The 25,612-nt window shown below is 67.7% G+C and carries 24 protein-coding genes; 15 read left to right on the top strand and 9 right to left on the bottom strand.

The genetic code is table 11. From position 1 onward, the window contains the following. Positions 1-44 precede the first annotated feature (44 nt). Positions 45-809 carry a ribonuclease Z gene (locus tag WEG36_11245; GenBank protein ID MEX1258182.1) on the top strand — a complete coding sequence of 255 codons (765 nt, stop codon included), beginning with the start codon at positions 45-47 and terminating at the stop codon, positions 807-809. Positions 810-828: 19 nt separating this feature from the next. Here WEG36_11245 and WEG36_11240 read toward each other — a convergent pair whose 3' ends face one another. Then, complete coding sequence (locus WEG36_11240; GenBank protein ID MEX1258181.1) at positions 829-1,884, bottom strand: adenosine deaminase family protein; 1,056 nt, start codon at positions 1,882-1,884, stop codon at positions 829-831. Positions 1,885-1,985: 101 nt separating this feature from the next. On the opposite strand from WEG36_11240, the gene WEG36_11235 reads away from it, so the two are divergent. From WEG36_11235 to dnaJ, 10 genes are all read left to right on the top strand, one after another. Further along, positions 1,986-2,366, top strand: coding sequence for a YraN family protein (locus tag WEG36_11235; protein ID MEX1258180.1), 381 nt, complete (start codon positions 1,986-1,988; stop codon positions 2,364-2,366). A 243-nt stretch (positions 2,367-2,609) separates the two neighbouring features. Then, on the top strand, positions 2,610-4,121 hold the full coding sequence (gene dnaX, locus WEG36_11230) for a DNA polymerase III subunit gamma/tau (protein MEX1258179.1): 1,512 nt from the start codon (positions 2,610-2,612) through the stop codon (positions 4,119-4,121). Positions 4,122-4,241: 120 nt separating this feature from the next. Next, on the top strand, positions 4,242-4,556 hold the full coding sequence (locus WEG36_11225) for a YbaB/EbfC family nucleoid-associated protein (protein ID MEX1258178.1): 315 nt from the start codon (positions 4,242-4,244) through the stop codon (positions 4,554-4,556). Positions 4,557-4,570: 14 nt separating this feature from the next. Further along, positions 4,571-5,164: a recombination mediator RecR gene (gene recR / locus WEG36_11220; protein ID MEX1258177.1), complete on the top strand. Its 594-nt coding sequence runs from the start codon at positions 4,571-4,573 to the stop codon at positions 5,162-5,164. Between the two features lie 46 nt (positions 5,165-5,210). Next, positions 5,211-5,537, top strand: coding sequence for a hypothetical protein (locus WEG36_11215; protein MEX1258176.1), 327 nt, complete (start codon positions 5,211-5,213; stop codon positions 5,535-5,537). Between the two features lie 172 nt (positions 5,538-5,709). Then, positions 5,710-6,288 (top strand): ADP-ribosylation factor-like protein, encoded by a 579-nt coding sequence (locus tag WEG36_11210; protein MEX1258175.1) that lies wholly within the window; start codon positions 5,710-5,712, stop codon positions 6,286-6,288. 21 nt (positions 6,289-6,309) lie between these two features. Continuing rightward, positions 6,310-6,969 (top strand): CDP-alcohol phosphatidyltransferase family protein, encoded by a 660-nt coding sequence (locus WEG36_11205; protein MEX1258174.1) that lies wholly within the window; start codon positions 6,310-6,312, stop codon positions 6,967-6,969. 44 nt (positions 6,970-7,013) lie between these two features. Beyond that, positions 7,014-7,487 (top strand): nicotinamide-nucleotide amidohydrolase family protein, encoded by a 474-nt coding sequence (locus WEG36_11200; protein ID MEX1258173.1) that lies wholly within the window; start codon positions 7,014-7,016, stop codon positions 7,485-7,487. A gap of 106 nt (positions 7,488-7,593) precedes the next feature. Further along, positions 7,594-8,133, top strand: coding sequence for a nucleotide exchange factor GrpE (locus tag WEG36_11195; GenBank protein ID MEX1258172.1), 540 nt, complete (start codon positions 7,594-7,596; stop codon positions 8,131-8,133). A 37-nt stretch (positions 8,134-8,170) separates the two neighbouring features. Continuing rightward, entirely contained in the window at positions 8,171-9,292 is a 1,122-nt protein-coding gene (gene dnaJ / locus WEG36_11190) for a molecular chaperone DnaJ (protein MEX1258171.1), read from the top strand. Between the two features lie 63 nt (positions 9,293-9,355). Here the strand turns inward: dnaJ and mnmA are convergent, their stop codons facing one another. Next, on the bottom strand, positions 9,356-10,486 hold the full coding sequence (gene mnmA / locus WEG36_11185; GenBank protein MEX1258170.1) for a tRNA 2-thiouridine(34) synthase MnmA: 1,131 nt from the start codon (positions 10,484-10,486) through the stop codon (positions 9,356-9,358). A 1-nt stretch (position 10,487) separates the two neighbouring features. After that, positions 10,488-11,651, bottom strand: a complete 1,164-nt coding sequence (locus tag WEG36_11180; GenBank protein ID MEX1258169.1) for a cysteine desulfurase family protein — start codon at positions 11,649-11,651, stop codon at positions 10,488-10,490. Positions 11,652-11,731: 80 nt separating this feature from the next. Between WEG36_11180 and WEG36_11175 the strand changes: the two genes are divergently transcribed. Then, positions 11,732-12,067 carry a hypothetical protein gene (locus WEG36_11175; protein ID MEX1258168.1) on the top strand — a complete coding sequence of 112 codons (336 nt, stop codon included), beginning with the start codon at positions 11,732-11,734 and terminating at the stop codon, positions 12,065-12,067. Positions 12,068-12,103: 36 nt separating this feature from the next. Here WEG36_11175 and bshB1 read toward each other — a convergent pair whose 3' ends face one another. The 5 genes from bshB1 to WEG36_11150 form a co-directional block, all read right to left on the bottom strand. Further along, positions 12,104-12,826 (bottom strand): bacillithiol biosynthesis deacetylase BshB1, encoded by a 723-nt coding sequence (gene bshB1 / locus WEG36_11170; GenBank protein ID MEX1258167.1) that lies wholly within the window; start codon positions 12,824-12,826, stop codon positions 12,104-12,106. A gap of 10 nt (positions 12,827-12,836) precedes the next feature. Beyond that, the gene (locus tag WEG36_11165) at positions 12,837-14,150 is read right to left on the bottom strand and encodes an ABC transporter permease (GenBank protein ID MEX1258166.1); all 1,314 of its coding nucleotides are present in this window, start codon (positions 14,148-14,150) and stop codon (positions 12,837-12,839) included. Next, positions 14,143-15,384 carry an ABC transporter permease gene (locus WEG36_11160; protein MEX1258165.1) on the bottom strand — a complete coding sequence of 414 codons (1,242 nt, stop codon included), beginning with the start codon at positions 15,382-15,384 and terminating at the stop codon, positions 14,143-14,145. Before WEG36_11160 ends, WEG36_11165 begins: the two co-directional genes overlap by 8 nt. A 25-nt stretch (positions 15,385-15,409) precedes the next feature. Next, entirely contained in the window at positions 15,410-16,684 is a 1,275-nt protein-coding gene (locus WEG36_11155; protein ID MEX1258164.1) for an efflux RND transporter periplasmic adaptor subunit, read from the bottom strand. Positions 16,685-16,910: 226 nt separating this feature from the next. Beyond that, entirely contained in the window at positions 16,911-17,609 is a 699-nt protein-coding gene (locus WEG36_11150) for a DUF6134 family protein (protein ID MEX1258163.1), read from the bottom strand. Positions 17,610-17,813: 204 nt separating this feature from the next. Between WEG36_11150 and WEG36_11145 the strand changes: the two genes are divergently transcribed. The 3 genes from WEG36_11145 (at position 17,814) to WEG36_11135 (ending at position 24,227) form a co-directional block, all read left to right on the top strand. Next, positions 17,814-21,899, top strand: a complete 4,086-nt coding sequence (locus WEG36_11145; protein MEX1258162.1) for an ATP-binding protein — start codon at positions 17,814-17,816, stop codon at positions 21,897-21,899. Positions 21,900-21,901: 2 nt separating this feature from the next. Then, entirely contained in the window at positions 21,902-22,597 is a 696-nt protein-coding gene (locus WEG36_11140) for a hypothetical protein (protein MEX1258161.1), read from the top strand. Positions 22,598-22,724: 127 nt separating this feature from the next. Further along, a complete protein-coding gene (locus WEG36_11135; protein ID MEX1258160.1) occupies positions 22,725-24,227 on the top strand; it encodes a pyridoxal-dependent decarboxylase in 1,503 nt (500 codons plus the stop codon). On the opposite strand, the gene WEG36_11130 is transcribed toward WEG36_11135, so the two are convergent. Beyond that, positions 24,214-25,602: an NAD(P)(+) transhydrogenase (Re/Si-specific) subunit beta gene (locus tag WEG36_11130; GenBank protein ID MEX1258159.1), complete on the bottom strand. Its 1,389-nt coding sequence runs from the start codon at positions 25,600-25,602 to the stop codon at positions 24,214-24,216. The genes WEG36_11135 and WEG36_11130 overlap by 14 nt on opposite strands. Between the last annotated feature and the right edge of the window lie 10 nt (positions 25,603-25,612).

Raw genomic sequence — 25,612 nt, 5'->3', positions numbered from 1 at the left:
CCGGTCGCGGTGGAGGGGGTCGGGGTCTCGAAGGGGAGGGAACCGTGCGGCTGACGATCGTGGGCTCCGGGACCCTCCTCCCGGACGATGGGCACCGTTCGGCCGGACACCTCCTCGATTGGGAGGAGGGGAAGCTCCTCCTGGACTGCGGTTCGGGCGTCCTACACGGGCTCGCCCGCGACGGCCTCGACTGGCGGGGCATCACGCACGTCGCGCTTTCACACTTCCACACGGACCATGTCGGGGATCTGGCGCCCCTGCTCTGGGCCTGGACGCATGGCGTGCCTACGGCGGAAGCCCTTCCGAGGACCGTGCTCGGCCCCCCTGGGCTCCGCGCCTTCCTGGATGCGCTCGCCGCCGCCTACGGATCGTTCGTCCACGAGCCGGGTGGGATTCTGACCGTCGTCGAGCTGGAGCGCGAGGGAAGCTGGGAGGACGTCGCCATGGGGCTAAGGGTCCGGACGTATCCCGCGCGTCACACGCCCGAGGCCGTGGTCCTTCGTGTGGAGGTCGGAGGCCGTGACGTTGGGTACACGGGGGATACCGGCCCCGGTCCCGCACTCGGGGCCTTCTTCCGGGGGGTGGATGTGCTCGTGAGCGAGTGCGCCGTGGCGGACGGATCCAACGTGACGATCCACCTCTCCCCCTTCGAGGTCGCGGCGCTCGCGCGTGAGGCGGCGCCGGGCCGGCTGATCCTCACCCACCTCTATCCGGGTGTGCCGCGCGAGTCTCTCGCGGAGGTCCTGGTCGCCCTGGGGGTGAGCGCGCCAGTGACGGTCGTGGACGACGGTTTCGCGTTCGAACTCTGACGGTCCCGGGGCGCTGCCCTCAACCCTCACCGGCCAGCGCCTCCAGCTCCGCGACGTGGGGGGCGACGACGGCGCGGTCGCAGAGCGCGACCCGGAAGCCGTTCAGCGCGACTCGAGCGAGTTCCCTTCTCGAAAATCCCATCCGCGCCGCGAGCGCGACGTATTCGTCGGTGAGGCAGTTGCCGAAGGAGATGGGGTCGTCCGAGCTCACCGTGCAGGTGACCCCCGCATCGAAGAGCGCTCGAAGAGGGTGCGACTCGAGGCTCGCCGCGACGCCGAGCTTCACGTTGCTGGTCGGGCAGACGTCGAGGGCGATCCCCTCGTTCCGGAGGCGTTCGACGAGCCGAGGGTCCTCGACCGCGCGCACCCCGTGCTCGATGCGCCGGACTCCGAGCTCGTCGAGGACCTGACGAACGCTCTCGGGTCCGCCGAACTCACCGGCGTGGGCCTTCGTGTGTTTCCCCGCTTCCCGCGCCTGCCGCCAGAGCCTCGCGGACCAGCGTTCGAGAGTGAGTGTCTCGGGGCCATGCAGGTCGAGGCCGTCGAGGGCGCTCCACCCGACACATGCGTCGAGGAAGTCCCGAGTCCTCTCGTTGTAACCGTTTCGGTGGATTCCCAAGAAGATCCGCACCGTCAGCTCCGAGGGTACCGCGTCCCGGATGGCCTGCGCCGTGGCTTCCCCGTCCACGCCTCCGAATTCGACGACTCCCGATGCGAAGCTGCACTCCACGTACTTCACGTTTTGCTCTAGATGATGTTGGAAAATTGCTTGTGCAGCTTGATGATAGCGCTCAGGGGTTACAAACCACGCGAAGACGTAGCCGAGGAGCTCTTCTTCGAAATGCGAGAAGGAAGCGAAGCGAAAATCCTCGCGCCAGGAGGCCGGGACATCGCGAAATCGCAAGGGATCCAACCGGCGGAGGAAGTCCCAGGGAAGGGCTCCCTCCAAGTGGAGGTGCGTCTCGGTCTTGGGAAGGGCTCGGATGAAGTCGAGCGTTTCTCTCGCGGCGGACTCGGACATCGGCGGGAGGATAGGGGAGACCCTCGACGGGAGCAAGCGGCCGGCGTGGCCCATTTCGCCATTCTTCCGCCCCCTCGATCCTCGCAACGTGGATGCGGCGCGGGGGGGATCGTGGGGCGCGTAAGTGGCGCGCTCGGGTGGAAGGGAGGGAGCGGATGGGGGTGGGACACGAGCGGGGTCGCGAGGGCGAGGAGCTGGCCGCCCGCTTCTTCCTTGCGCGCGGGTGGCGAATTCTGGACCGGAACTGGCGGTCGGGTCACGCGGAGCTGGACCTCGTGATCCACCGCGACGGCGTCGTGTCTTTCGTCGAGGTAAAGACACGGGCGACGCCGGGGTGCGGCGACCCGCTCGAGGCGGTGACCTGGAAAAAGCGGCGGGAAATCGCTCGGGTCGCAGGTGCTTGGCTCGCCACCCGCGGCCGCACCCTCGAGGGGCCTTTCGGCGTGCGCTTCGACGCGGTGGCGGTGGATGTCACCCCGGGACGAACCCCGGCAGTCCGGCACGTCGCTGACGCATGGCGGATCGGCGATCCGTAACGGGCCGTGCGAGAGCACCCTCAGGTTGACGTCCCCCAGGGCCTCGCCTAGGTTGAGACTGTGCCCCAGGTTCGCAGACCGAAAGCCCGCGAAATCCGTCAGGACCTCGCCGGTAGCAGCGGTAAGTGTGGTGATCGGTGCTGCGGTCGACCTGGGGCATTTGTTTCCCCCTCCCGCTTCCGCAGCGCCCCTCCGAATCGCTGCCTCGGCGGGAGCGACTCGATGTAATCCTCGGCCAGGTTCGTGTCGCACACCGCTCTCGCTCGTAAATACCGCCCTCGGCGCTTCGCCGAAGTCGCCGCGCAGGAGCACGTCTCCGAGACGCTCCGCCGCGCCGTGGTGACCGATCGCGTGGGGCATGCCTACCTCTTTTGCGGTCCCCGGGGGGTGGGAAAAACTACTCTCGCGCGTGTGCTCGCGATGTCGCTGAATTGTGCGCACCGCGCAGCGGACGGAGAGCCGTGCGGGAAGTGCGGGGACTGCGAGCGGATCTGGAGCGGCACCACGTCGCTCGACGTGGTCGAAATCGACGCGGCGTCGAACCGCGGCGTGGACGATGCGCGCGACCTCCGCGAGCGGGCGATGTATGCCCCTTCCGAAGAGGGTCGGTTCAAGGTCTACATCGTAGATGAGGCGCACATGCTGACCCGGGAGGCGTGGAACGCCCTCCTCAAGATCCTCGAGGAACCTCCTCCGCGCGTCATCTTCATCTTTGCGACGACCGAGCCGCAGAAGATCGGACAGTCGGCTGCCCCGATCCTCTCCCGCTGCCAGCGCTTTGATTTCCGCCGGGTCGGCGTCGCGGAGATCGTGGCGCGCCTCGAGGAGATCGTGGAGCGGGAGGGGCTCCGTGCAACCGATGACGCACTCCGGGTCATCGCGCGGAAAGCGGACGGCGGGATGCGGGACGGGCTCTCGATCCTCGACCAGGTCCTCGCGCTCTCCGAGGGAGAGGTTTCAGGCGAGGCCGTGCGCAGAGTCCTCGGTGTCGTCGCCGACGACCGCTACCTCGAGTTCTTCGACCTTCTCGAGCGGGGCGACCGCGGCGCGATCTTCCGCCTCGTGGAGGAGCTGCTCGACCAGGGGTACGATCTGATCGAGTTTTATTACGGGCTCATGGATGCGGTTCGGACCCTCCTTCGTATCCGTGTTGGAGGCGATGCGGGGGACATTCCCGAGGAACGCCGGAGCGGATGGGAGGAGCATGCACGTTTCTTCGAGCCTGCCGACCTCATCCGAATGCTCGGGATGGCCGCGGAGCTGGAAACGGGCGGGAGCCTTCGGCGGAGCGCTCAGCCACGCGTCTTGATCGAGCTCCTCCTACTTCGTTTTTCCTATCTGGACCGGACGGTGGAGCTGGAGGAGCTCCTCGGTGCTCTTGGTGGAGCGCCGGAGGGTGATGGGTCGGCCTTTCGCCCCGCGCCCCGCAGAAGCCCCATGGCTCCGGTGGGAGGGGCGCGGTTCGAGCCCGCGCCGGGGCACGTTCCATCGCGGGGCCGCCTCGCCACGCAGCCGAGCCCCAACGCCGGCCAAGCTCCGTCGCCGCCGCCTGCCGCAGCTGTTCCCCCGCCGCCGGAGAGCGGAAAGGCGCTCGCGGAGTCCGGCCTCGAGACGGCTTGGAAACCCGGCGCCACGGAAGAGGAGGCGAGGGTGTCCACCGCCGACGTCCGGGCAGGTCGCCTGGAGGACCTCCTTCGCGCGGAACCGGGCCTACGGCCTGCGGTAAGAGCACTGGACCTCGAGCTCCTGGACTAGCAGCTTGCTAAACGAGGGAGAGGAGTCGCACTTCCTCCACCCCGGCGCTTTCGCGGGAGCCGGAACGTACCTCGCCCGCGGGGTTCCTCCACCGTTCACCGGGATAAACCGAGCATGAACATGCAGAAGCTTCTGCAGATGGGGCAGCAGATGCAGTCTCAGATGTCCCAGATTCAGGAGAACCTCGACAAGCGGGAGATCTCAGCCTCCTCGGGGGGTGGGATGGTCACGGTCACCGTGGACGGAAAAGGGGAAATTCGGCGGATCCGCATCGATCCCACTGTGGTGGACCCCGCCGACGTCGAGATGCTCGAGGACCTCGTGCTCGCCGCCGTTTCGGAGGCACAGGGGAAGGCGCGCGGGAGCTACGAAGAGGAGATGAGGAAGCTGGCGGGCGGGCTTCCCTTTCCTCTCAAGATTCCTGGGCTTCCCTGACGGCTCGACCGGTCGTGTCGGCCATTGACGATGTCACGCGGGAGCTCGGACGGTTGCCGGGCATCGGGCCCCGTACCGCGAATCGGCTCGCTTACCACCTCCTTCGGGCATCGCCGGACGAAGCCCGCCGGCTTTCTCGCGCCATCTTGGCGCTTGTCGAGCGCATCCGTCCCTGCACGATCTGCGGGAACTTCACCGAGGGGGAACGGTGCGAAATTTGCAAGGATCCCGAGAGGGACGGGTCGGTGATCTGTGTCGTGGAAGGGGCGTTCGAGCTCCGTTCCATTGACCGCACCGGGGAGTATCGCGGGCTTTTTCACGTGCTCGGGGGTAGGCTTTCCCCCCTGGACGGGATCGGGCCGGAGGAGCTCCGGCTGGCTCCCCTGATTCGCCGGATCCAGGAGTCGGAAGGTGGTGTGAGAGAAGTCATTCTCGCGACGAACCCATCCGTTGAAGGGGAAGCCACGGCAGTCTACCTTGAGGGATTGATTCGCCCCCTCGGGCCGCGGGTGACCCGCCTCGCGCGGGGGATTCCGGTCGGGGGGGATCTGGAATACGTGGACGGCTCCACCCTCGCGGAAGCGCTTTCGGGGCGCCGGGAGATGTGACAGCGGCAAAGGGTTCCGAACCCCTGGAAAAGGATTTCGGTCGGCGATGGAGGAAGGAACCAAGAAGTTTCTGAAGGTGGGCGCCATTACGGCACTTGCCGTGGGGGTCGCGGGGGCGGTCGCCGCCATGTTCGTTCGCGACCAGATCAGCCGGCAAAAGCGGAATCTTTTTAACCCCCTGGTCCTGAGACGGATGGCGGCTCTGGAGCACGTGGCGCGCCAGCGCCCATCCGTGGACCACATCAATCTCCTCCGCGACTACATCGCGTGGGAGCCGCGCCAGCTCCTCCGCAATCGGGCGAAGACGATCGTGGAACGGATGGAAGTCGAAGCGCTCGAGCCGCCAGCCGCGTTCGAAGGCGCGGTGAACTGAGCCATCCCGCACTCATTGTCGTCCGACTTCGCGCCTTGCTCACCCGCTTCCTCACGCCGACTTTAGCTCACCTCGAATCCGCAGGGATTCGTGCGAAGAGCCGTCGGCCAGAGTGTTTCCGTAAGGTCCGATCTCGTTCGGTGGCGATCTCTAAAGGGGAGTCGGCAGCCCGATGTCCATGATCAACTACGCCTCCCGTGAGATCAACTGCAAGGTGGTGTATTACGGGACGGGGCTCGGCGGGAAGACGACGAATCTGGAGAACATCTATTCCCGTGTGAATCCGGAGACGCGCGGGAAGATGATCTCCCTCGCGACCGAAACCGACCGGACACTTTTTTTCGACTTCCTTCCCATCGATCTCGGATCCATCCGGGGGTTCAAAACACGCTTCCACCTTTACACGGTTCCGGGACAGGTCTACTACAACGCGAGCCGGAAGCTCATCCTGAAGGGTGTGGACGGGATCATCTTCGTCGCCGACTCGCAGCCGCATCGCACCGAGGCGAACATCGAGGCAATGCACAACCTCTACGAAAATCTCGAGGCATACGGATACGACCTTTCCTCCATTCCATTCGTCATCCAATACAACAAGCGGGACCTCCCCGACACGACGCCCGTCGAGCAGCTCAGGGCCGGGCTGAATCCGGGCGGCGTAGCCGACTTCGAGGCGGTGGCCCTTGAGGGGACGGGAGTTTTCGAGACGTTGCAGGCGGTGAGCAAGATGGTCGTGAAGACCTTGAGCTGAGGTGCAGAGCTTTCCTCAATCATGGCGCCCCTCCGCCTGAATCTTCCCAACAGCATCACCGTCGCAAGAATCGGCGCCTGTCCTTTGCTCGCGGCTCTCGTTTTCTCGCGAAGCGCCCTCGTCCTCTTTGTCGCATTCGTAGTTTTTCTGGCCGCCGCGCTGAGCGATCTCTGGGACGGGTATCTCGCGCGGAAGCATGGGTGGATCACCGACACCGGGAAGCTCCTCGATCCCCTCGCCGACAAGCTGCTTCTCGCGGCGACCTTCGTTCCCTTCTACGTCGTTTCGCATCGGCCCGACCCCGCGACCGACCTCCCCTGGTGGGGATCGCTCCCCCTCTGGGTCGTGCTCATCATCTTCGGCCGCGAGGCGACGGTCAGCCTCGTGCGCTGGTGGGCGGCCCGACGCGGGTTCGTCCTCGCGGCCGGGCGCTCAGGCAAGCTCAAGACGTTAACGCAGAATATTTTCTCGGGAGCCCTCATCCTCTGGTACGCGCTCGTGAGACTCGCCGCCGACCGGGGCTGGGAGGGGAGTGCCTTCTGGTCATTCTGGCGCCGGCTTCACGGGAGCTTCGTGGGACTCTCCCTGGGCCTCGCCCTGTTTCTGACGGTTTATTCGATGGGCGTTTATTACTGGCAAAATAGAGACCTCCTCCACGGGGGAAGGGCTCCGGCGCCGTGAGCGGGCCGGGGCCGGGCGATGGAGCCGCGCGCCCGGTGACCCCCATGGAGACGCTCGCCCGTGCGGCGGGAGAGGCGCTCCTCAGCCGCGGTTGGTCCGTCGCCGCGGCGGAGAGCTGCACTGCTGGGCTCGTCCTGACGGCGCTCACCGACGTGCCCGGGAGCTCTCGTTATGTCCTGGGAGGCGTCGTCGCCTACGCCGATCGCGTCAAGCGGGAGCTCCTCGGAGTCCCGGCGGCACTCCTCGCCGAAGAGGGTGCTGTTTCAGAGGGGGCCGCCCGGGCGATGGCCGAGGGAGTCGCGCGCGTCACTGGGGCGGAAGTAGGGATCGCGATCACCGGGATCGCCGGGCCGGCTGGAGGAACGCTCACGAAGCCCGTCGGCACGGTCTGGTTTGCCGTCACCACCCCGGGGGGCCCGGCCTGGGCCGGCCGCGCCCACTTCGAGGGGGACCGGGCTGCGGTCCGTGAGCAAGCCGCGCGTCACGCCCTCGAGCTTCTCGCGGCCCTGATCTCGTAAGGGAAACGGGACGAACCCCTGCGGACCCAGGGGGTAACCCAGCGGTTGGCCGGCCCACGCCGGCCGGCAACCCACGAGGCCGGAACACGATCGAATGGACGCGAGAATGAACGATCCCACGAAAAATGATGGCAACGCCGCTCCTCCCCTCGACGGAGAGGGGGAGGTCGAGACTGAGGCGTCCGGCGGGGGAGAGACCGCCGAGCTCCGGCGTGAGCTCGAGCACCAAAAGGATCGCTACCTCCGTCTCGCGGCCGAGTTCGACAATTTCCGTCGCCGCTCCATCGCGCAGATGGGAGATTCCGAAATCCGCGCGCAGGCGAAGCTCATCGGCACCCTTCTGCAGGCGTTGGACGATATGGGGCGCGTGACTTCCCTCGATCCGGAAGCGGCGACGGTCGAATCGGTTCTGGAGGGAGTGGCTCTCGTGGAGCGAAAGCTCTACCAGCTCCTCCACGAGGCGGGATTGGAGGAGGTGAACCCGGAGGGCGCGCCCTTCGATCCCAACGTGATGGAGGCGATGATACGGGTGCCGACCGATTCGGCCGAGGAGGACGACACGGTCGACCAGGTCTTCCAGCGCGGCTTCCGGTTTCGCGGCCATCTCGTGCGTCCCGCCCGCGTGAGCGTGCGGAAACTGGAGTGAGCTCCGCGCCCGCGGCCTGCCCATCACGCACCCGTCCATGAGCACGACGTCCAAGGACTTTTACCAAATTCTTGGGGTCTCCGACAAGGCGACGCCCGACGAAATCAAGAAGGCCTACCGCAAGCTCGCCAAGCAATACCATCCCGACGCGAATTCCGGAGACCCGGCCGCCGCGGAGCGCTTCAAAGAGATCGGCGAGGCGCACGCGGTGCTCTCGCACGAAGAGAAGCGCCGGAAGTACGACGAGATGCGCAGGTTCGGCGCCTTCGACTTCCGCGGCCGTGGCGGGGCGGATGCGACCGCCTCCCGCCCAGGCGGAGCCCCGTTCGGGGGCGGCGACTTCTCCTTCGAGGACCTCGGCGGCCTCGGCGACATCTTCAGCTCGATCTTCGACCGCGCGCGAAGGGGTGGGGGAGCCGAACGCACGCGGGGACCTCGCCGCGGGGAAGATGTCGAGTACCTCGTGGACATCTCGTTCGAGATCGCCGTGAAGGGGGGGCGGATCTCGATCAGCGTCCCGATCACCGAGGAGTGCGCCCTGTGTTCCGGGTCGGGCGCCGCGCCCGGGACCGCGGTCAAGCGATGCGAAGAGTGCGGCGGCTCCGGGATCGTCTCCTTCGGCCAGGGGGGCTTCGCCGTCAATCGGCCCTGCCCGGCTTGCATGGGGCGCGGCAAGATTCCCGAAACGCCGTGCCCGTCCTGCGGAGGCGCGGGAGTAGTGCGCCAGAGCCGGAAGCTCCAGGTCTCCGTGCCGGAAGGGGTCGAGACCGGATCCAAGCTCCGGCTTTCCGGTCAGGGCGAAAGGGGGGCGGCCGGGGGCGAACCGGGCGACCTCATCCTGGTCTTCCAGGTAAAACCCCATTCCTTCTTCCGTCGCGAGGGATCGGACATCCACGTCACAATTCCGATCAACGTCGCGCAGGCGATTCTCGGCTCGAAGGTGAAGGTACGGACGATCGACGGCACCTTCGTCGTCCTGAAGATTCCACCGGGAACCCAGAGTGGAACCAAGTTCCGGATTCGAGGCCAGGGGGTCGCCGGGAAGGGGCGGCGCGGGGATCAGTATGTGGAAGTGAAGGTCGAAACGCCGGAATCCGTTTCCGAGGAAGGGAAGGAACGGCTACGGGAGTTCGCCGAGGTCTCGCGGCTCAAGTACTGAGCGGGCCGCATCGGACGCCGGGGGTGCTCGCTGCACCACTCCGGCGGCGCTTTGGGCGGCCCTTCAGGCGGGAATCGCGCCCGGCAAGACTGCACGAGCGATCCTCCCCCCACCGAGGAGCCGCTCCCCGCGGAAGACCGCCGCCGATTGCCCCGGTGTCACCGCCCTCTGGGGCTCCCGGAAGTGGATTTCCAGCCCCGCGGCCGTCTCGGCGATCACGCCTGCCACGGCGGGCGCTCGGTGTCGGATTTGCACCCCGACTTCCTCCCCGCGGACGGGCGATCCCCTTGTGAGCCAGTTCAGCTCCTCGGCCCACATCCCACTGGAATAAAGCTCCTCGCGCGGCCCCACGACGACTTCGCGGGTCTCCGGCCGAACCTCCAAAACAAAATGGGGCTCTGCGAAGCCCCCCCCAAGTCCCTTTCGCTGCCCGACCGTGTAACCCGCGTAACCGTCGTGCCTCCCCACGACCTCCCCTGAGGAGGTGACCAGGTCGCCCGGCAGGAGTGCCGGATGCTCCGTCGGAAGCCTGCGGGAGAGAAGGTCGCGGTAGTCGCCGGCGGGGACGAAACAGATCTCCTGAGACTCGGGCTTTTCCGCCGTCCTGAGCCCGAGCGCGCGCGCGTGCGCTCGGACCTCGGGCTTCGTGAGCGAGCCGAGAGGGAAGTGGAGGAGCGGTAGGAGGTCCGGGGGGAGGCCCCAGAGGAAATAAGCCTGGTCCTTTTCAGCATCCGTTCCGCGGATCAGCTGCGATTCGCCCCCCGCGCCGTCGTGCGTGATCCGCACGTAGTGCCCGGTTGCGATCCCATCGCACCCGAGCGCCTTTCCGCGTCGAATCAGGTCACGAAACTTCGTGTTCGAATTGCACCGGACGCAGGGGTTCGGGGTGCGCCCGCGGGCGTATTCGGAAACGAAATCGTCCACCACGTCCCGAGTGAACTCTTCCTCGACGTCGAAGACGTAGTGGGGAATGCCGAGGCGGTCGGCCACCGCGCGGGCGTCGAGAATTCCGTCGAGGCCGCAGCAGGTCTTCGATGGCCCGGGATTCTCCCCGTAGCAAAACGTCTTCATCGTGGCGCCGATCACTTCGTAGCCGCCCTCGACGAGGAGCGCGGCCGCGACGGAGGAGTCCACCCCCCCCGACATCGCGACGAGGATGCGGGCGCTCCGGTCTGGCCTCTTGGATGCCTTCATTTCAGGCTCGCCCTCCCACCTCGGCCATCCGTGCCACGACTTCCACGATGCGTGGGGTGGCCGCCTCGATGTCCCTCTCCGTCGTCGTCCACCCGAGGGAGAGGCGAAGGGGCGCGAATCCCGCCGCGTCTGCCCCGTAGAGCGCCGCGAGGACCGGACTCACTTCCGTGCTTCCGCTTCGGCAGGCCGAGCCCGCTGAGGCACCGACTCCTTCGAGGTCGAGGGCGGCCGGGAGCACGTCCCGGAAAAGCCCGGGAACCCCGACCCCGAGGATGTGCGGTGCCCGGGGCGCATCTTTCCCATGCACGCGGATTCCTGGAATGTTCTCGACGAGTCCCTCTTCCAGGCGGTCGCGGAGAGCGGTGAGTCGGGCGGCCTCGGTCTCGAGCTGTCCGACGGCGACCTCCAACGCCACGGCGAACCCTACGGCCCCGGCGACATCCTCCGTCCCCGGTCGCAGGCCGCCCTCCTGTCCCCCCCCGAAGAGAACTGGACGGATCTCCGTGTCCCGCCGTACCGCGAGGAGGCCGGTGCTCCGGGGCCCGCCGAGCTTGTGCCCTGAGAGGGAGAGGAGCGACACCGGGACCCGTTGGAGGTCCATCCCCACCCGTCCGGCGGCCTGCGCTGCGTCCACGTGCAAGGGAATCCCCGCCTCGCGACACCTCTCCGCCACGTGGGCGACCGGAAGAACCATCCCCGTCTCTTGGTTGACCCACTGCACCGAGACGAGGGAGAGGACGCCGTCCGTGAGCGCTTCCCGCGGAGGGAGGGAGAGGGTGGCGTCGGGGCGCACGGACAGGATGTCCACCCGGCATCCCTGGGCCGCGAGCGACTCGAGCGGTTCGCGGACCGCTGAGTGCTCGACCGCCGAGCGAGCGAATCCGGGTGTGGGATGACCCGATGCCCTGGCCCATGCGGCCCGTCCCAGGATCGCGAGGTTGTTGGCCTCGGTCCCCCCTCGCGTAAAATGGAGTTCGTCGGGACGGACCCCGAGGAGCACCGCACACCTCTCCCGCGCCCCCTCGAGGGTGGCCCTCGCCAACCTCCCCCACCGATGGACGGAGGAGGCGTTGCCGACGAGTCCGGCGCGGAGGGGCTCCATCGCCTCTCGCACCTCGGGACGCAGCGGGGTCGCGGCGGCGTGATCCAGGTAAACCGGGTCCAACCAGGCTCCTCGAGGTCGGGTTTTCCGCACGGCGGTGCGCACCGTAACTTAGCCTGAGCCACCTTCGACCGCCGAGGCCCTTGGACGAATCACTCCCTCCCTTTCCCCCGGGCTGTCCGCGGAGCTTCCGGACCACGGTGCATGGGACCGTCTTCGCGGACCGCGACCGGCACCTCGACCGGATCTGTGAAGGGGACGCCCTGACTTTGGTACCCGATCCCCCGGTCCAGGAGCAACCCGAGGTCTGGGTTCATCTCCGCTCGGGGGAGCCGGTGGGACACCTTCCGCAGGAGATCGGAAGGTGGCTCGCGCCCTGGATGTTGGGAGGGGGCGCGGCCCGAGCTCGGGCGGTGCGCGTGTCGGGGAGCGAGACGCCAAGCTGGCGCCGGCTTCTCATCGAGGTTTCCTGCCGCTGAAGCTCGATCGCCAAGCCATCGGAGCTCCCGGCGTCCTCAGAACGTCGACACCGCGAGTTTCCCCAGGGAATCGGCGGCGAGCGTTTCCCGCGTCCAGAAGGGCTCCCCGTAACCCGCGCGAATCCGGGCTCCCCAATAAGCGAGGTGAGCCTGCACCTGGTCCGCGAAAGGGCGGTTTCCGCCGAGCATCTCGCCCGCCGACTTCGCGCCCTCGAACTGCGAGGCGTAACAGGCGAGGGCGCGAAGCTTCCGCTCCAACTGCTCGGTCACGTCCACGACGAAGGAGGGGCTCGGCGTGTCCTCCCGGTAGAGGGTGGCGTGTACGATCTTCCTCGGCCGAAACGGCTCCCCTGTTGCGCCGAAATTCTTGAGGCCCGCCAGGAACGAAGCGGAGAGTACGAGTCGGGCGGCCGCGACATGATCCGGGTGACGCCCTTCCATCCAATGAGTGACGACGACGGAAGGCTTGAGCTCGCGCAGGATGCTCGCGAGTTGGCGGCGGGCTTCACCCGAATCATCTAGTCCGGTGTCGGGGAAGCCGGCGTTTCGGCGGAAAGCAACTCGGAGAACCTCCGCCGCCTCCCGCGCCTCGCGGGCGCGGATGTCCACGGATCCCCGGCTCCCCATCTCGCCGGCGGTCAGGTCGAGGATGCCTACACGCTCCCCCCGGTCCACGGAGCGCGCGAGGCTCCCGCCGGCGAGGAGCTCCGCATCGTCGGGATGTGCAAAAACGGCGAGAAGATCGAGAGGTTCTGACACCCGAGCCTTCCTACTCGAAACGCAAGGCGACCACCGGATCCATTCTAGCGGCCCGGGCAGCGGGCGCGAGACCGAAGAGCATCCCCGTGAGCGCCGCCATCAGGAGCGAGACGGCGATGGCCCAGAGTGGAACCTCCGCGGGGACGGGGGTCACTGCCTGCACCGCCCACGCGAGCCCACTCCCGAGGATGAGACCGATCGCGCCCCCGATGATCGTGAGCACGCTGGCTTCGACGAGGAACTGCCAGAGGATCTCGCGTGGGGTCGCGCCGAGCGACTTCCGCACTCCGATTTCCCGGGTGCGTTCGGTCACGGAGATCAGCATGATACCGACTACACCGACCCCGCCCACAAGGAGTCCCACCGAAGAGAGGGCGAGCATCACGATGAAAAAGACGCCGGTCAGCTGATCGAAAAACTCGAGAATCTGAGTAGAACGGAGGATGGCGAAGTCGTTTTCTTCCCCGGGTGAGAGCCCACGCATGCTTCGAAACATTCCGATGAGCTGGTCCTCGGCGACCTCGAGTTCCACATCCGGGCGTGGGACGACGATCATCTGCCCTCCATCTTCGGAGACGCCCATCCGGCGGAGGGCGGTCGTAAAGGGAAGGACGGCGATGTGTGCGGTCTGGCTCTCGAAGAGAGACTCCGCGGTCTGGAAGACGCCGACGACCGTTAGAGGAACCGCCCCGCGATTCCCCGCGCGGGCCCGGATACGGAGCCCGATGGGGTCCTGGTCCCCGAAAAGGTTCGTGGCGAGCTGCTGGGAAATGGCCACGACGGAACGACCTTCCACCACCTCCGTCTCCACGAAGTTCCGCCCGAGCACGAAGGTCACCGGGCGATAGTCCGTCCACTGGGCGGACTCCGCTGCCCCCTGGACTCCCGTCACCTCCGTTCCGCCGAATTCGACGGTGATCCCGCCGGCGGCGCCGGGGTCCTGCAGGCCGATCGTGAGGACGGCGCTTTCGATGGCGGGGAGGGTCCCGGCGCGCCGGGCCTCCTCCTGCGAGATCGGAGGACGGCCCCACCAGGGAGGACGCCCCCCGTCTCCAAAAAGCTGGACATCGGTCGGGTCGAATCGCATCACGAAGAGATTCCGCGGTCCCGCCGACTCGACCCCGTCCTGCACCGCGCCCCGGATCCCCGTGATCAGTCCGGCCATGAGGACGACGACGGCGACCCCGACCCCGACCCCGAGCATCGTGAGCCCCGACCGGACCCGGTTCGCGCCGATCGACTCGATCGCGATTCGCACCCCTTCCGTGACGCTCCCGAAGGCGCGGAGGAGCCCGACCCGCGCACGCGATTGTCCGTCACTCATGGCGCAACGCGACCACGGGGTCGAGTTGGGACGCCCGAATCGCGGGGTAGACCCCCGCGATGATCCCAACCGACATACCGATAAAAACTCCGAGTGCAAGCCACTGAGGGGCCACGGCTGCGGGGAGGGGTGTCAGGGTGCGGACAACCCAAGTCAGAAGAATCCCCACGACGACGCCGATGAACGCCCCGGCGGCCGACAGCGTCGTGGCTTCGACCAGAAACTGGTTGATGATGTCCTTCCTCTGGGCACCGAGGGCCTTCCGCACTCCGATCTCTCGCGTCCGCTCCATCACGGAGACGAGCATGATGTTCATGATGACGATCCCTCCTACGACCAGCGAGATGCCGACCAGTCCAGGGAGGGCGAGGAAAAGAATCGTGGAGATGCGGTCCCAGAACGCCAGGGAGTCTTCCGCGGTGTCGAGGGCGAAGTTGTTGTTCTCGCCGGGGCGGAGGCGCCGCTCCACGCGCATGGCCGCCTCCGTGTCCATCATCGCGACGGGGAGGTCCGCCGGATCGAGCGCCTGGATCACGATGGAGCCCACGGCGCCCCGTTGCGTGAATTGCCGCGTCGCCGCCGAGCGAACCGGGACGACCACTCGATTGTCGAGCGACTGTCCGAACATCGTCCCCTGGGACTCCAAGATCCCGACCACGCGGTACGGAAAATCCCGAACGCGGATGCGTTGCCCGAGGGCATCGGAATCGGGGAAGAGCGCGTCGGCAACGGCCGTCCCGAGGATGGCGACCGGAAGCGAGCGGCTGACTTCTTGTCCCGAGAAAGGGCGCCCGCGCTCCACGAGGAGGTTGCGGATCTCCAGCATCTCCGCGGACATCGCGGAGATCTGGGAGTTGCTCACGCCGCGCCCGTCCCAACTCCGGACCTCGACCTGGCTATTCGCCTCGACTCCCACGAGCGCGGGGACGGTGAGGGCCTCGCGGATGACCTCCGCCTCATCCACGGTCACGCGGGGACGCCGGCTCCACTCACGGCGTTGTGCCGCGTTCGTGTTGACCTGGACGTTGGGCGTCCGGCGCACCGTGACCGTGTTGATGCCGAAGATCTGTTGGGACACGGTCTCGGTCATGTACCGGTCCATCCCCTCGACGACGCTCACCACGACGACGAGAAACATGATCCCGATCACGACGCCAAGGAGGCTGAAGGCGCTCTTCAGCTTCTCCTGGCGGATCTGGAGGAGGGCGAGTCGGACGCCCTCTCGGAAATGCATCGGGGTGCCGGCTCCGGAGGAAAGGTCAGAGCGGCTCGGTGGACCCACTCGTGATCTGCACCGAATCGCCGTCCCGGAGGGCGCGGATCGTCTGGTACGGGCCCGCCACCACCTGGTCCCCCGGAGAGAGCCCCGAGAGGATCTCGAAGTATTCCTGCCCCGTGATTCCGAGGGTGACGGGAGTCCAGACCGCCCGGCCGTCATGCACGACGTAGACCCCCTCCGAGCGCACTTCCGCGGGGCGCGTGGCCGGCCCCGGCGTGGTCGCCTCGGCCTCGTTCACCACTGTGGGCGCGGCCTGGGCAGGTGGAACCGTGGAAGGCTCGAGAATCACCGAGATGATGGGCGCAGCGAGGACCTGCTTCCGCTGATCCACGATGATGTCCGCGGTGGCGGAGAGGTCTGGGCGGAGGTTCGTGGGTCGGTCGAGTAGAGTGAGGACGACCTCGAAGGTGACGCTCCCTTGCGCTGTGGCCGAACCTCCGGAGCCACTTTGGATGGATGAATTCCCGATGGTGGAGACGCGTGCCCCGAATCTTTGTTCGGGAAACGCGTCGAGCTCCACGACGGCCGAATCGCCGACGGAGATCATCGGCACGTCCGTCTCGTCCACGACCATGACCGCTTCGATCGCGGAGAGGTCGCCGATCGTGAGGAGAAGGCTGCCTGGATTGTTCATCGTCCCGACCACCGCGGTTTCGCCCTCCTCGATGTTCAGGCGGATCACACGGCCGCTGATCGGCGCCCGAATCGTCGTGCGAGACTGTTGCTCCTCGGCCTCTTCGAGCGCCGCGCGCGCCTGCTCGACGCCGTGGAGGGACGAATTCAACATCGCTTCTTGGACCTCGGCGCGGGTCTCGGCGGCCTCGAGCTCCTGCGCCGTGACGACGCCTCCCGCGCGGAGGTCGGTCAGCCGGGCGAGCTCGCGCTCCGCCTGGAGGAGATTCGCGCGCTGCTGTGCGACCTGCGATTCGGTCTGACTGAGGGACGCCCGCGCTCGCGCCACAGCCGCTTCGACCTGGCGCGGGTCGATCGTGAGGAGAAGCTGGTCCTGCTCCACCTCGTCTCCCTCGGCGACATTCAGCTGGACCACGCGGCCCATGACGTCCGAAGAGATGTTGACCTGCCGGCGGGCCCGCACATGCCCGGTTGCGGTGATCGTAGAGAGGATGTCCTGTTCGCCGATCGTCTCCACGCGAACTGGAGTCCCCCGGTCGGACTGTAGAAACTCCGCGACCGTGACCGCCGCGAGAACGAGGACGACCACCACTCCGATCGCGATTTTTCTTCCACGCGTCATTCTTGTCGCCTTCTGCTAGGCTCGCCCTCGGGCGGCTGGCGGCCCGCCATGGCCGCCCCCCTTCCCACCGGGCTCGCTCACTGTTTCGAAAAGGTGCCACGGGACCCGGGGCAGGGTCGCGCGGCTCATGGGGAGACCTTCCTTACGAGACGGTCTCGACCTCTCGTACGTTAGGGGGTGCGGGATTTCTTCAAAGCGAGGAATCCGGGCGAGGGGAGCCACTCCCTCAGGGCGCCATCTCGCGTGTCGCGCTGTACCCCTGGGCCGGGTGGTCCACGCGGAGAACGCGCCCTTCCGCGTCCACCCAGAGCTCCCGGGTTTCCTGATTGCCCGTGAGTCGGAGGTGACGCGCAGCGATGGTCTGGCCACCGATGCTCAGCGACTCCTGACCGACCTCGGTCACCTGAAGCTCGAATTGGCGCCCCTCGCGGGGGACGATGACGGGAACGGTTCCCCCACCCGAGCGGAGACGAGCAGCGAGAAAGTAGTACTGGTGCGCCACGCCGGTATCGAGAACGAGGGTCCCGGGGGCGGCCCGCGACTCCCGTTGCTGCTCTCCTCGCTCCGAAAGGATTCGAGTGAGGTACCGCCGGTCGCCCAATTCGACGTAGATCTCCTGCTGCTGCTGGCCGGAGATCTTGATCTGGTAAGCGGCGACGGCCATCTCCGTTCCCCCGCTCTGAAGGAGCGGGCGGAGGTCGAGGCGACCCTCCGGCATCGTGATGTCAATCTCCCCCCTAGCGTAGACCTGGGCCTCGGGGCCGGAGCCGGCGCGGCTGATCTCGAAGGTCTCCGTGCCCGCCGGCCGCCCGTCCACGGCGAGCCGGAAGCTCCCTTGATCCAGGACGACGGATTGTGCGGATGCGCCTTGGGCGCCCCAAAGGAGGACCGCGCTGACGGCGCTCGAGGTTAAGAACCTTCGCATGTTGGTCCCCTCAAGGTTTAGGGGGCTTCGGTTTTTCGAGCCGGCACAACCCAATAATACCCCTTTGGGCGGCTGCTCGGTCCCCTCGGACACAGATTTCACTCCAGGACCCGGCGGAGGGGCCGCGGGAAACAGCCCCTGGCGGCGCTCCCCTCTGCACCCTTGCGAGTGTACACTCGGTACCATGAGGAGACGTAATCCCCCGTGTCCGGAGAGGTTGCCCAGGTGACGTTCCGACGCCTGGCAGGGACGTTCGCCCTGAACGCCGCGGTCGTGGGCCTCGCCGCTTGGATCGGAACCGGTGAGGTCATCTGGATCGGCGCCGCTGCCCCCGCCGCGGCCCTCGGGCTTCTCCTGGAACGGTCCAGCGGAGCCGTCCGCGTGTGTTCCGGCGCCCTCCTCCTGCTCGGGGTGCTCGCGGCCTTCGAGTCCGAACGGGAGCTCGGTCGGCTGGCCGCCGAATGGACCGAGCGCTCCGCCGCATGGGAAGGGCGGATCCAGGATCGGCTCGCCACCGAACTCGATGAGCTCCTCCAGGAGGGGGAGAGTGTGGTGGACCGCCTGGCCGAGCGGTGGTCCTCCGGCCTCCTGGATGGGCCCGGACTTCCCGGCGACCTCCGAAGCTCGGCCGTGGATGCGTTGGCCCTATTTGGCCCCTCCGGAGAGCTTCTCGCCTGGGAAGGCGCCCATCAGGGACCCCTTCCAGAAGAGGTGCGGCGCGGGTCCGCCCGGTACCTCTTTCGGGAGGGAGCGCTCTTCCGATATCTCTACGTGACCGCCCCCGTACCGTCGGGGCTGGGCACCGCGGTGGCCGGATTCCTCCTCCGTTCGGAGCTCCCGCCCCTTCTCTCCCCGCCCGCGAACGACTTCGAGTCCCGATTCGAGTCGAGCACGGGCGCCTCGATCGAGATCACCCGAGCCGACCGCGCGCTCGGCGAGAGCATTTGGGACCTCCGCTGGGATGGGGAGAGCCTCTTCAGCGTCACGCTCCTTCCCCCTTCCGAGGCCAACGAACGGGCGGATCGGGAGCTCCTTTGGGGGCGCATGGTCGCCCTGCTCCTGGCGGGGGGATGGCTCCTGGCGGTCTTCGGGGCCCGAGGAAATCCGCTCGGGGGAGGATTGGGTGTTGTCTCCCTTCTCTTCACCTTACTCCTTCTCCCGCTGGGCCGGCTGACGGGAGGGGGGCAACTCCTTTCCCCGGCGGACTTCCTCCTTCCCGGTCCGGTCCCCCTGACTTTCGGGGCCCTGGTGGCGTTTGGGGCCGCCGGCGCGCTGGGTGCCGGGCTTCTCCCCTGGGAGCGCCTCCCGAGGATTCCCCTCCCAGTCGTGGCCGCCCTCGCCGCACTCCTGGCGGGAGGAGCGCTTTTTGCCCTGGAGCGCGGGGCGTCGGGAGGGTTTCTCGCAGGGAGCGAGCTGGCCTGGGTCCTCTTCCAGGGCACGGCGGCCGCCTTCGTCACTTTCGCCTTCAGCGCCGCGCTCCTCGGACGCGCCGCCGATGACGACCGGTCCCAACCCTACCTCCTCCTCGGCGCAGCCGTCCTTGCGGTGGTCCTCGCCCTCGGCTGGAGCTGGCTGGCGCATCACAGCCTGACCACCCCGCGGTGGCTCGTGTTTCTCTGGATCGTCCCGCTCGTTGGGATCGTACGCGGGCTTCCGGAGGGGCCCCGATGGACGAAGGCGCTTCTGCGCTGGGGCGCGCTCGCGGCGCTCGCCGTTTCCGTGGTCCTTCCCTGGGCATGGAGCCTCCGGGTGGAGGCGAGGATCGCGGCCGCGGAGGATCGTCTGGACCGGCTCGGGACCCGGGCCGACCCCTTCCTCGAATTTCTCCTCCTGCGGGCGGCCGAGGAGGCGAGGGACCTCGCGGAGGCGGGGCGGGATCCGGTCGAAGTGCTCTACGGCACCTGGACAGCGAGCGGTCTCGCCTGGGAGGGGGTTCCCCTCTGGATCACCTTCTGGTCGTCGGGAGGGGTGTCGCAGGAAGAGCTCCGCATCGGAGTGTCGGACCCACGCCCCGCGCTTCCGGCCGGGTTTCTAGAGAGCGCCCGAGTCGGGGACGAGGTCGTCATCCGGCGTTTCGACCTAGCGGATGCCCACTACCTCGGCGTTGCGCCTCTTCCCCGCGGGGCCGCGGTTTCCATCGTCATTCCCCCACGCCGGGCCCTCGAGGGGGCGTCCCCCCTCGGGCCCCTCTTCTCACCGGCCCGCGCACAAGCCGATCCCCTGGTCCTCGTTCCCATCCTTCCTGGAGAGGCGCCCGGCGCCACGGAGGGGATCGAGTGGATTTCGACGGAGCAGGGGTGGCAGGGGGAGACCTTCCTGGCCTATCCGGACGAGGCGTATCACGCGCACTACATCGTGGAGCTGCCGGGCTGGATGCTCCGGATCGCGCGCGGGACTCTGCTCCTTTTCCTGAACCTCGCCGTGCTGGCCCTGGTCTGGACGCTGGGGCGCTGGGTGGGCGAAGGGAGTTTGGGCCGCATCGGACCCGCGTTCGGTGCGCTTTCGTCGTTTCGCGGACGCGTGACTCTCGCGCTCTTCGCCTTTTTCCTCGTCCCCACCGTCCTCTTCGGAACTCTCGCCTACCGCACGCTGGCCGGCGCCTCGGGACGCACGGCCGAGGCGCTCGCGGTACGCGCGGCCGAGGACGCCACCTCGTGGTACGCCGAGGTTGGGGGGGCCATGGACGTATTGGCGCGCCGAGTCGGATCGGACCTTCTTCTTTACGAAAACGGCGAGCTCGCGAGCGGGTCCCTTCCCGAGTTGGTCCGACTGGGGCTCTACGAGGGGTGGCTACCTCCGGAGATCCACGCCCAGCTGGCCCGGGGCGAAGATGTCATGACGATCGCGCCTTCCTCCCTCGGCGGGCTCGACTATGTCGTCGCCTACCGGAGGATGCCGGGAGGGCGCGTCCTCGCGGCTCCCGCTCCCCTCGAAGCCGGCGCGACCGCACTCCGCCAGCGAGACGTGACCGATCTCATCGGTCTTGCCGTCCTCCTCGGCGGCCTCCTCTCCGTCCTCCTCTCCCTGCGCGTCGGACGCGCGCTCGCCCGTCCCATTCAGACCCTCCAGATCGCTTCGGAGCGAGTCGGGGCGGGAAACATGAACGTGCATCTTCCCGAGCGGCCGGGGGACGAGTTCGGGTCCGTGTTCGGCGCCTTCAACCGGATGGTGGATCGCCTGGCGCAGACGCGGCGCGCTCTGCTGCGCACGTCGCGCCGGACCCGCGCGATCGTCGAAGAGGTCGCGACGGGAGTCGTCGCGTTGAACCGCCAGGGGCGCGTAACGCTCGTGAACCCCAGAGCGGAGGAGCTTCTCGGCGTCACGCTCGAGCTCGGAACCCTCCTCCCACGGGGCGAAGGTGCCGGCGGTCGCGTGGGGGCGCTGGCCCAGTGGGTGGAGAGCTATTTCCGTGACGGGCTCCGCGAGGCGGGAACGGAGCTCTCCATCGGCGCGCGGCGCATTCGGGTGCGGGCGCGGCGCATTTCCCGCCGCGGGCCGCTCGGAGGCGCCGTGATCTCCCTCGAAGACGTGACCGACGAGCTGCGCACCGAGCGAATCCTCGCCTGGGGAGAGATGGCGCAGCAGGTCGCGCACGAGGTCAAGAATCCGCTCACGCCGATCAAGCTCGGGGTCCAGCACATCCGGAGAGCCTGGGAGGGGAAAGAAGCTGACTTTCCGCAGATTCTAGACCGGAACGTCAATGCGATCCTGGGCGAAATCGATCGGCTCGCCTCCGTGGCGACCTCCTTTTCGCGTTTCGCCGCGCCTTCTCCCGCGGGGGAAGCCCCTCTCGACTCGGTCCGCGTGACCGGCGTCGTTGGGGAGGTCCTGGACCTTTACCGGGCCGGAGGCGGACCGGTGACCTTCGAGTTCCGCGGAGGGGAAAGCGTCCCCGCAGTCCGTGCCCGGGAAGGGGAGCTCAAGGAGGTCTTGGTGAATCTCCTCGAGAACGCCCGTGCCGCGCTTCCGGGCGGGGGGAGAGTGGAGGTCGAGGCGGAAGAAAAGGGGAACGAGATCGAGCTTCGGGTGCGCGACACCGGCACGGGAATTCCCCCGGAGCTCATGCCGCGGATCTTCGAGCCGCACTTTTCGACGCGGGCGACCGGGTCGGGGCTCGGGCTCGCGATCGTACGGCGGCTCGTGGACTCCTGGGGAGGGCGGGTTCAGGCGGAAAGCGAGGCGGGCGCCGGGACCCTGATCACCCTGAGGCTCCAACGGTGGAGCGGAACCGGCTCGTCGGGCCGTCCCCCCGACCCTTCCGGGGGTGGCGCGACACCCCCGGATTCGTAAAGTTGCAGCGAAGCCCGGACACGCGGCTCCTGCCAATGGTCATGACTCGATTTAACCCCTTGCCCGCGCAGGAAGGGGGCGTCAGAGAACGTCCTCGGTCTCACCCTATCCCGGATTCCCCGACCACCGGCCCGGCGGATCTGAGCCGGTGGCTCGACGAGCACCGCCAGGCCATCGCGGAGCGCTGGATCCTGGAAGTCTGCTCGCGGGGGGAAGACCTCGCCCCGGAAGTGCGTGCCCTCCTCGAGGAGTTCGTAGAGCTCGTGACCTCGCTGCTGTCCCCGGGGCTGGGGGCATACCGCGAGCAGGTCGAACGGCTTTTCCAGGAAGCGGCAGCCCTGTACGGAAACTTCGGCGCGCGCCGCGGTCAGGCCGCCGGGGAAGCGGTCGAGGAGTTCCAGGTTCTACGGGAAGTCGTTCTCCGTTACCTCTACCTGGACCCCCCGGGGGGACGGCTCGAAGCGGTCGGGCTCAGGGAGTTGCTCCAGCTGAACCGGCTCGTGGATGTCGGGGTCGCGTACGCCAGCGTCGGGCACACGGATACGCTGTTTTTCAACCTCTTCCAGGGGACCGGGGTGACCGGATCACTCACGCCGCCCATCCTCACCGAAATCGGCACTCAGGTGAAGGCGATTCGCGATGAGTTGGACCGCCTCCTCGAGCATGCCGCGGGCGATGCAGGCTCGGGGGCTGGATAGGGGGTCCCGCGCGGGTCGGTCACCTCCGGAACACCGGAGGGGGTCTCTCGGTAGTCCTCCCGAATCAATCGAGCCGCGATCTCCGCCGGAGCCCCCGGGCACCGGCGTTCTTTTGTTAGGAGGGGCGATGAAGGAAGACTCTCCGCGCGACGCGGGGGAGCCGGTGGGCGACATGCCTCCGGAGGAGTTCCGGGAGTGGGGGCGGGAGATGGTGGATTGGATCGCCCGCTACCTCGCCGAGGTGGAGGAATACCCGGTGCTCGCGAGGGTCCGCCCCGGCGAGATCCGGTCGGCACTTCCCGCCGCCGCGCCCGAGTCGGGCGAGCCCTTCGACGAGATCTTCCAGGACTTCCAAGAGGTCATCCTCCCGGGGGTGACACACTGGAATCACCCCTCCTTCCATGGATTCTTCGCCGTCACGGGGTCGGGCCCCGGGATTTTGGGCGAATTGCTCGCCGCCGCCCTCAACGTGAATGCGATGGTCTGGCGGAGCTCGCCGGCGGGGACCGAGCTCGAGCGCCTCGTCGTGGATTGGCTCCGGGCCTTGGTCGGGCTCCCCGATGCATTCTTCGGTGTGATCCTGGACACCGCCTCAACGAGCTCGCTAACCGCCCTCACGGCCGCTCGTCACCGTGCCTATCCGGGGGTGCGCGAGACCGGGCTCTTCGGTGCGAAGCGGGGGCGCATCTACGCCTCGGAGGAGGCGCATTCCTCGATTGACAAGGCGACGATCGTCCTGGGATTCGGTCACGATGGGATTCGAAAGATTCCCGTGGACGCCGAATTCAGGATGCGCCCGGACGCTTTGCGCGCCGCCATTCTCGAGGACCTCGAGGGGGGAATCCTTCCGGTCGCCGTCGTGGCGACCGTGGGGACCACCTCGACCGCCTCGCCCGATCCGGTCGCCGCGATCGCGGAGGTCGCGGAGGAGTTCGGGCTCTGGCTGCATGTGGACGCGGCTTATGCCGGCGCCGCCGCGATCGTCCCCGAGATACGCGGGCACTTCGCCGGATGGGAGCGTGCGAACTCCGTCGTCTTTAATCCCCACAAGTGGCTTTTCACTCCGGTGGACTGCTCGGTCCTCCTCACCCGGAATCCCGACGAGGTCCGCGGCTCGCTCGCACTCACCCCGGTCTACCTCCAAACGCGCGATGGGCCGGAGGCGACGAACCTCATGGACTACGGGATGGCGCTCGGGCGCCGCTTTCGCGCGCTCAAGCTCTGGTTCGTCCTCCGTTATTTCGGCGCGGAGGGCGTGCGGGAGAGGATCCGCCACCACGTGCGCCTCGCGCAGAGCTTAGCGGCGTGGGTGGACGAGGATCCGGAGTGGGAGCGGATCGCTCCCGTCGTCTTTTCCACGATCGTCTTCCGGCATGCCCCCCGAGGTCTCTCCGGCGAGGAAGAGGACGCGCTGAACCTCGAGATCATGGAGCGAGTCAATGCTTCGGGAGAAGTTTTCCTCTCTCAGACGCGCCTCCGTGGGCGGATCGCGCTTCGCCTCTCGATCGGAAATCTGCGGACGCGGGAGCGTCACCTGCTCAGGACCTGGGAACTACTGCGGGAAGCCGCCGGCGGCGGCGTGGCGCTCGCGGCGATCGGCGCTGGAAGGGCGGGGACTACACCTCCTTGACCTCCTTGCAGAGCTCCGCGAGCCCCTCACGGGCGTCGGAGAAGAGCATCATCGTGTTGTCGAGGTAAAAGAGCGGGTTGTCGATGCCGGCAAAGCCCGAGCTCAGGCTCCGCTTGATGACGATGACGTTCTGCGCCTTGTCCACATCGAGGATCGGCATTCCCGCGATCGCGCTCGAGGGGTCGCGGGCGAGCGGGTTCACGACGTCGTTCGCGCCCACGACGACGACGACGTCGGTTCGCGGGAACTCGGGGTTCACGTCGTCCATGTCCACGAGGAGGTCGTAAGGGACGTCGGCCTCCGCGAGGAGGACGTTCATGTGCCCCGGCATCCGCCCCGCCACCGGGTGGATCGCATACCGCACTTTTACGCCGCGTTCGATTAGCAGATCGGCGAGCTTCCGCGCTTCGTGCTGCGCCTGGGCCACCGCGAGCCCATACCCCGGGACGATCACGACCGACGAGGCGTAAGCGAGGAGGAGCGCCGCCTCTTCGGGGGTCGTCCGCCGTACCGGACGATCACCCTCTTCGCCCGCCGCGATCGCCGTCCCGCCTCCGCCGAAAGCCCCGAACGCCACGTTGACGAGTGAGCGATTCATCGCGCGGCACATGAGTCTCGTGAGGATGAGCCCCGCCGCGCCCACGAGCGCTCCCGCGAGGACGAGGAGCGGGTTCCCGAGGACGAAGCCCGCCGCCGAAGCAGCGAGCCCCGAATAGGAGTTCAGGAGCGAAACGACCACCGGCATGTCAGCCCCCCCGATGGGGAGGACGAGGAGGATCCCGAGGAGGAGCGAGACCCCCGTCAGGATCCCGAGGATGGCGAGATCGGCCCCCTCCACGACGAGGACTCCCGCCGCCGCCAGGGTCCCGAGGAAGAGGAGGAAGTTGAAGGTGCGTTGAAGGGGAAAGGTGACCGGACGCCCGGTCACGATCCCCTGGAGCTTTCCGAAGGCGATGAAACTTCCCGAAAACGTCACGGCCCCGACGAGGATCCCCGCGGCTGCCGCGATCCCGGCGCCGGCGCCGACCGTGGAGGCTGCACCCGATCGGAGGAGCTCGGCCGCGGCGACGAGGGCGGAGGCACCGCCCCCGAGCCCATTGAAGGCCCCCACCATCTGGGGCATCGCCGTCATCTTGACCCACCGCGCGAGGAAGACCCCGATCACGGTGCCGAGGAGGAGCCCGCCGGCGATGACTTCCCAGGAGACGATGCTGCGGTCGAGGAGTGTGCCGATCACCGCGAGGAGCATCGCGGTGGCCGCGAGGGCATTTCCTTCCCGAGCCGTCGCGGGGGAGCCCAGCCTCTTGAGTCCCCGGATGAAGAGGACCGCCGAGACGACGTAGACGAGGTCGAGGACGAAGGGGGGCAAGTTGATTCGAGTCCGG

This window comes from Gemmatimonadota bacterium, from assembly GCA_040882465.1.
Lineage (GTDB): Bacteria > Gemmatimonadota > Gemmatimonadetes > Longimicrobiales > Gaopeijiaceae > JBBEBG01.
The sequence above is the reverse complement of the archived record's forward strand: the minus strand, read 5'-3'. Positions and strand labels throughout refer to the sequence as shown.

Coding starts and splice junctions, on each gene's coding strand:
- WEG36_11240 (MEX1258181.1), bottom strand. CDS start 1,884: ATGGGCCACGCCGGCCGCTTGCTCCCGTCGAGGGTCTCCCCTATCCTC.
- WEG36_11235 (MEX1258180.1), top strand. CDS start 1,986: ATGGGGGTGGGACACGAGCGGGGTCGCGAGGGCGAGGAGCTGGCCGCC.
- WEG36_11225 (MEX1258178.1), top strand. CDS start 4,242: ATGCAGAAGCTTCTGCAGATGGGGCAGCAGATGCAGTCTCAGATGTCC.
- WEG36_11215 (MEX1258176.1), top strand. CDS start 5,211: ATGGAGGAAGGAACCAAGAAGTTTCTGAAGGTGGGCGCCATTACGGCA.
- WEG36_11210 (MEX1258175.1), top strand. CDS start 5,710: ATGTCCATGATCAACTACGCCTCCCGTGAGATCAACTGCAAGGTGGTG.
- WEG36_11205 (MEX1258174.1), top strand. CDS start 6,310: ATGGCGCCCCTCCGCCTGAATCTTCCCAACAGCATCACCGTCGCAAGA.
- WEG36_11200 (MEX1258173.1), top strand. CDS start 7,014: ATGGAGACGCTCGCCCGTGCGGCGGGAGAGGCGCTCCTCAGCCGCGGT.
- WEG36_11195 (MEX1258172.1), top strand. CDS start 7,594: ATGAACGATCCCACGAAAAATGATGGCAACGCCGCTCCTCCCCTCGAC.
- dnaJ (MEX1258171.1), top strand. CDS start 8,171: ATGAGCACGACGTCCAAGGACTTTTACCAAATTCTTGGGGTCTCCGAC.
- mnmA (MEX1258170.1), bottom strand. CDS start 10,486: ATGAAGGCATCCAAGAGGCCAGACCGGAGCGCCCGCATCCTCGTCGCG.
- WEG36_11165 (MEX1258166.1), bottom strand. CDS start 14,150: ATGAGTGACGGACAATCGCGTGCGCGGGTCGGGCTCCTCCGCGCCTTC.
- WEG36_11160 (MEX1258165.1), bottom strand. CDS start 15,384: ATGCATTTCCGAGAGGGCGTCCGACTCGCCCTCCTCCAGATCCGCCAG.
- WEG36_11155 (MEX1258164.1), bottom strand. CDS start 16,684: ATGACGCGTGGAAGAAAAATCGCGATCGGAGTGGTGGTCGTCCTCGTT.
- WEG36_11150 (MEX1258163.1), bottom strand. CDS start 17,609: ATGCGAAGGTTCTTAACCTCGAGCGCCGTCAGCGCGGTCCTCCTTTGG.
- WEG36_11135 (MEX1258160.1), top strand. CDS start 22,725: ATGAAGGAAGACTCTCCGCGCGACGCGGGGGAGCCGGTGGGCGACATG.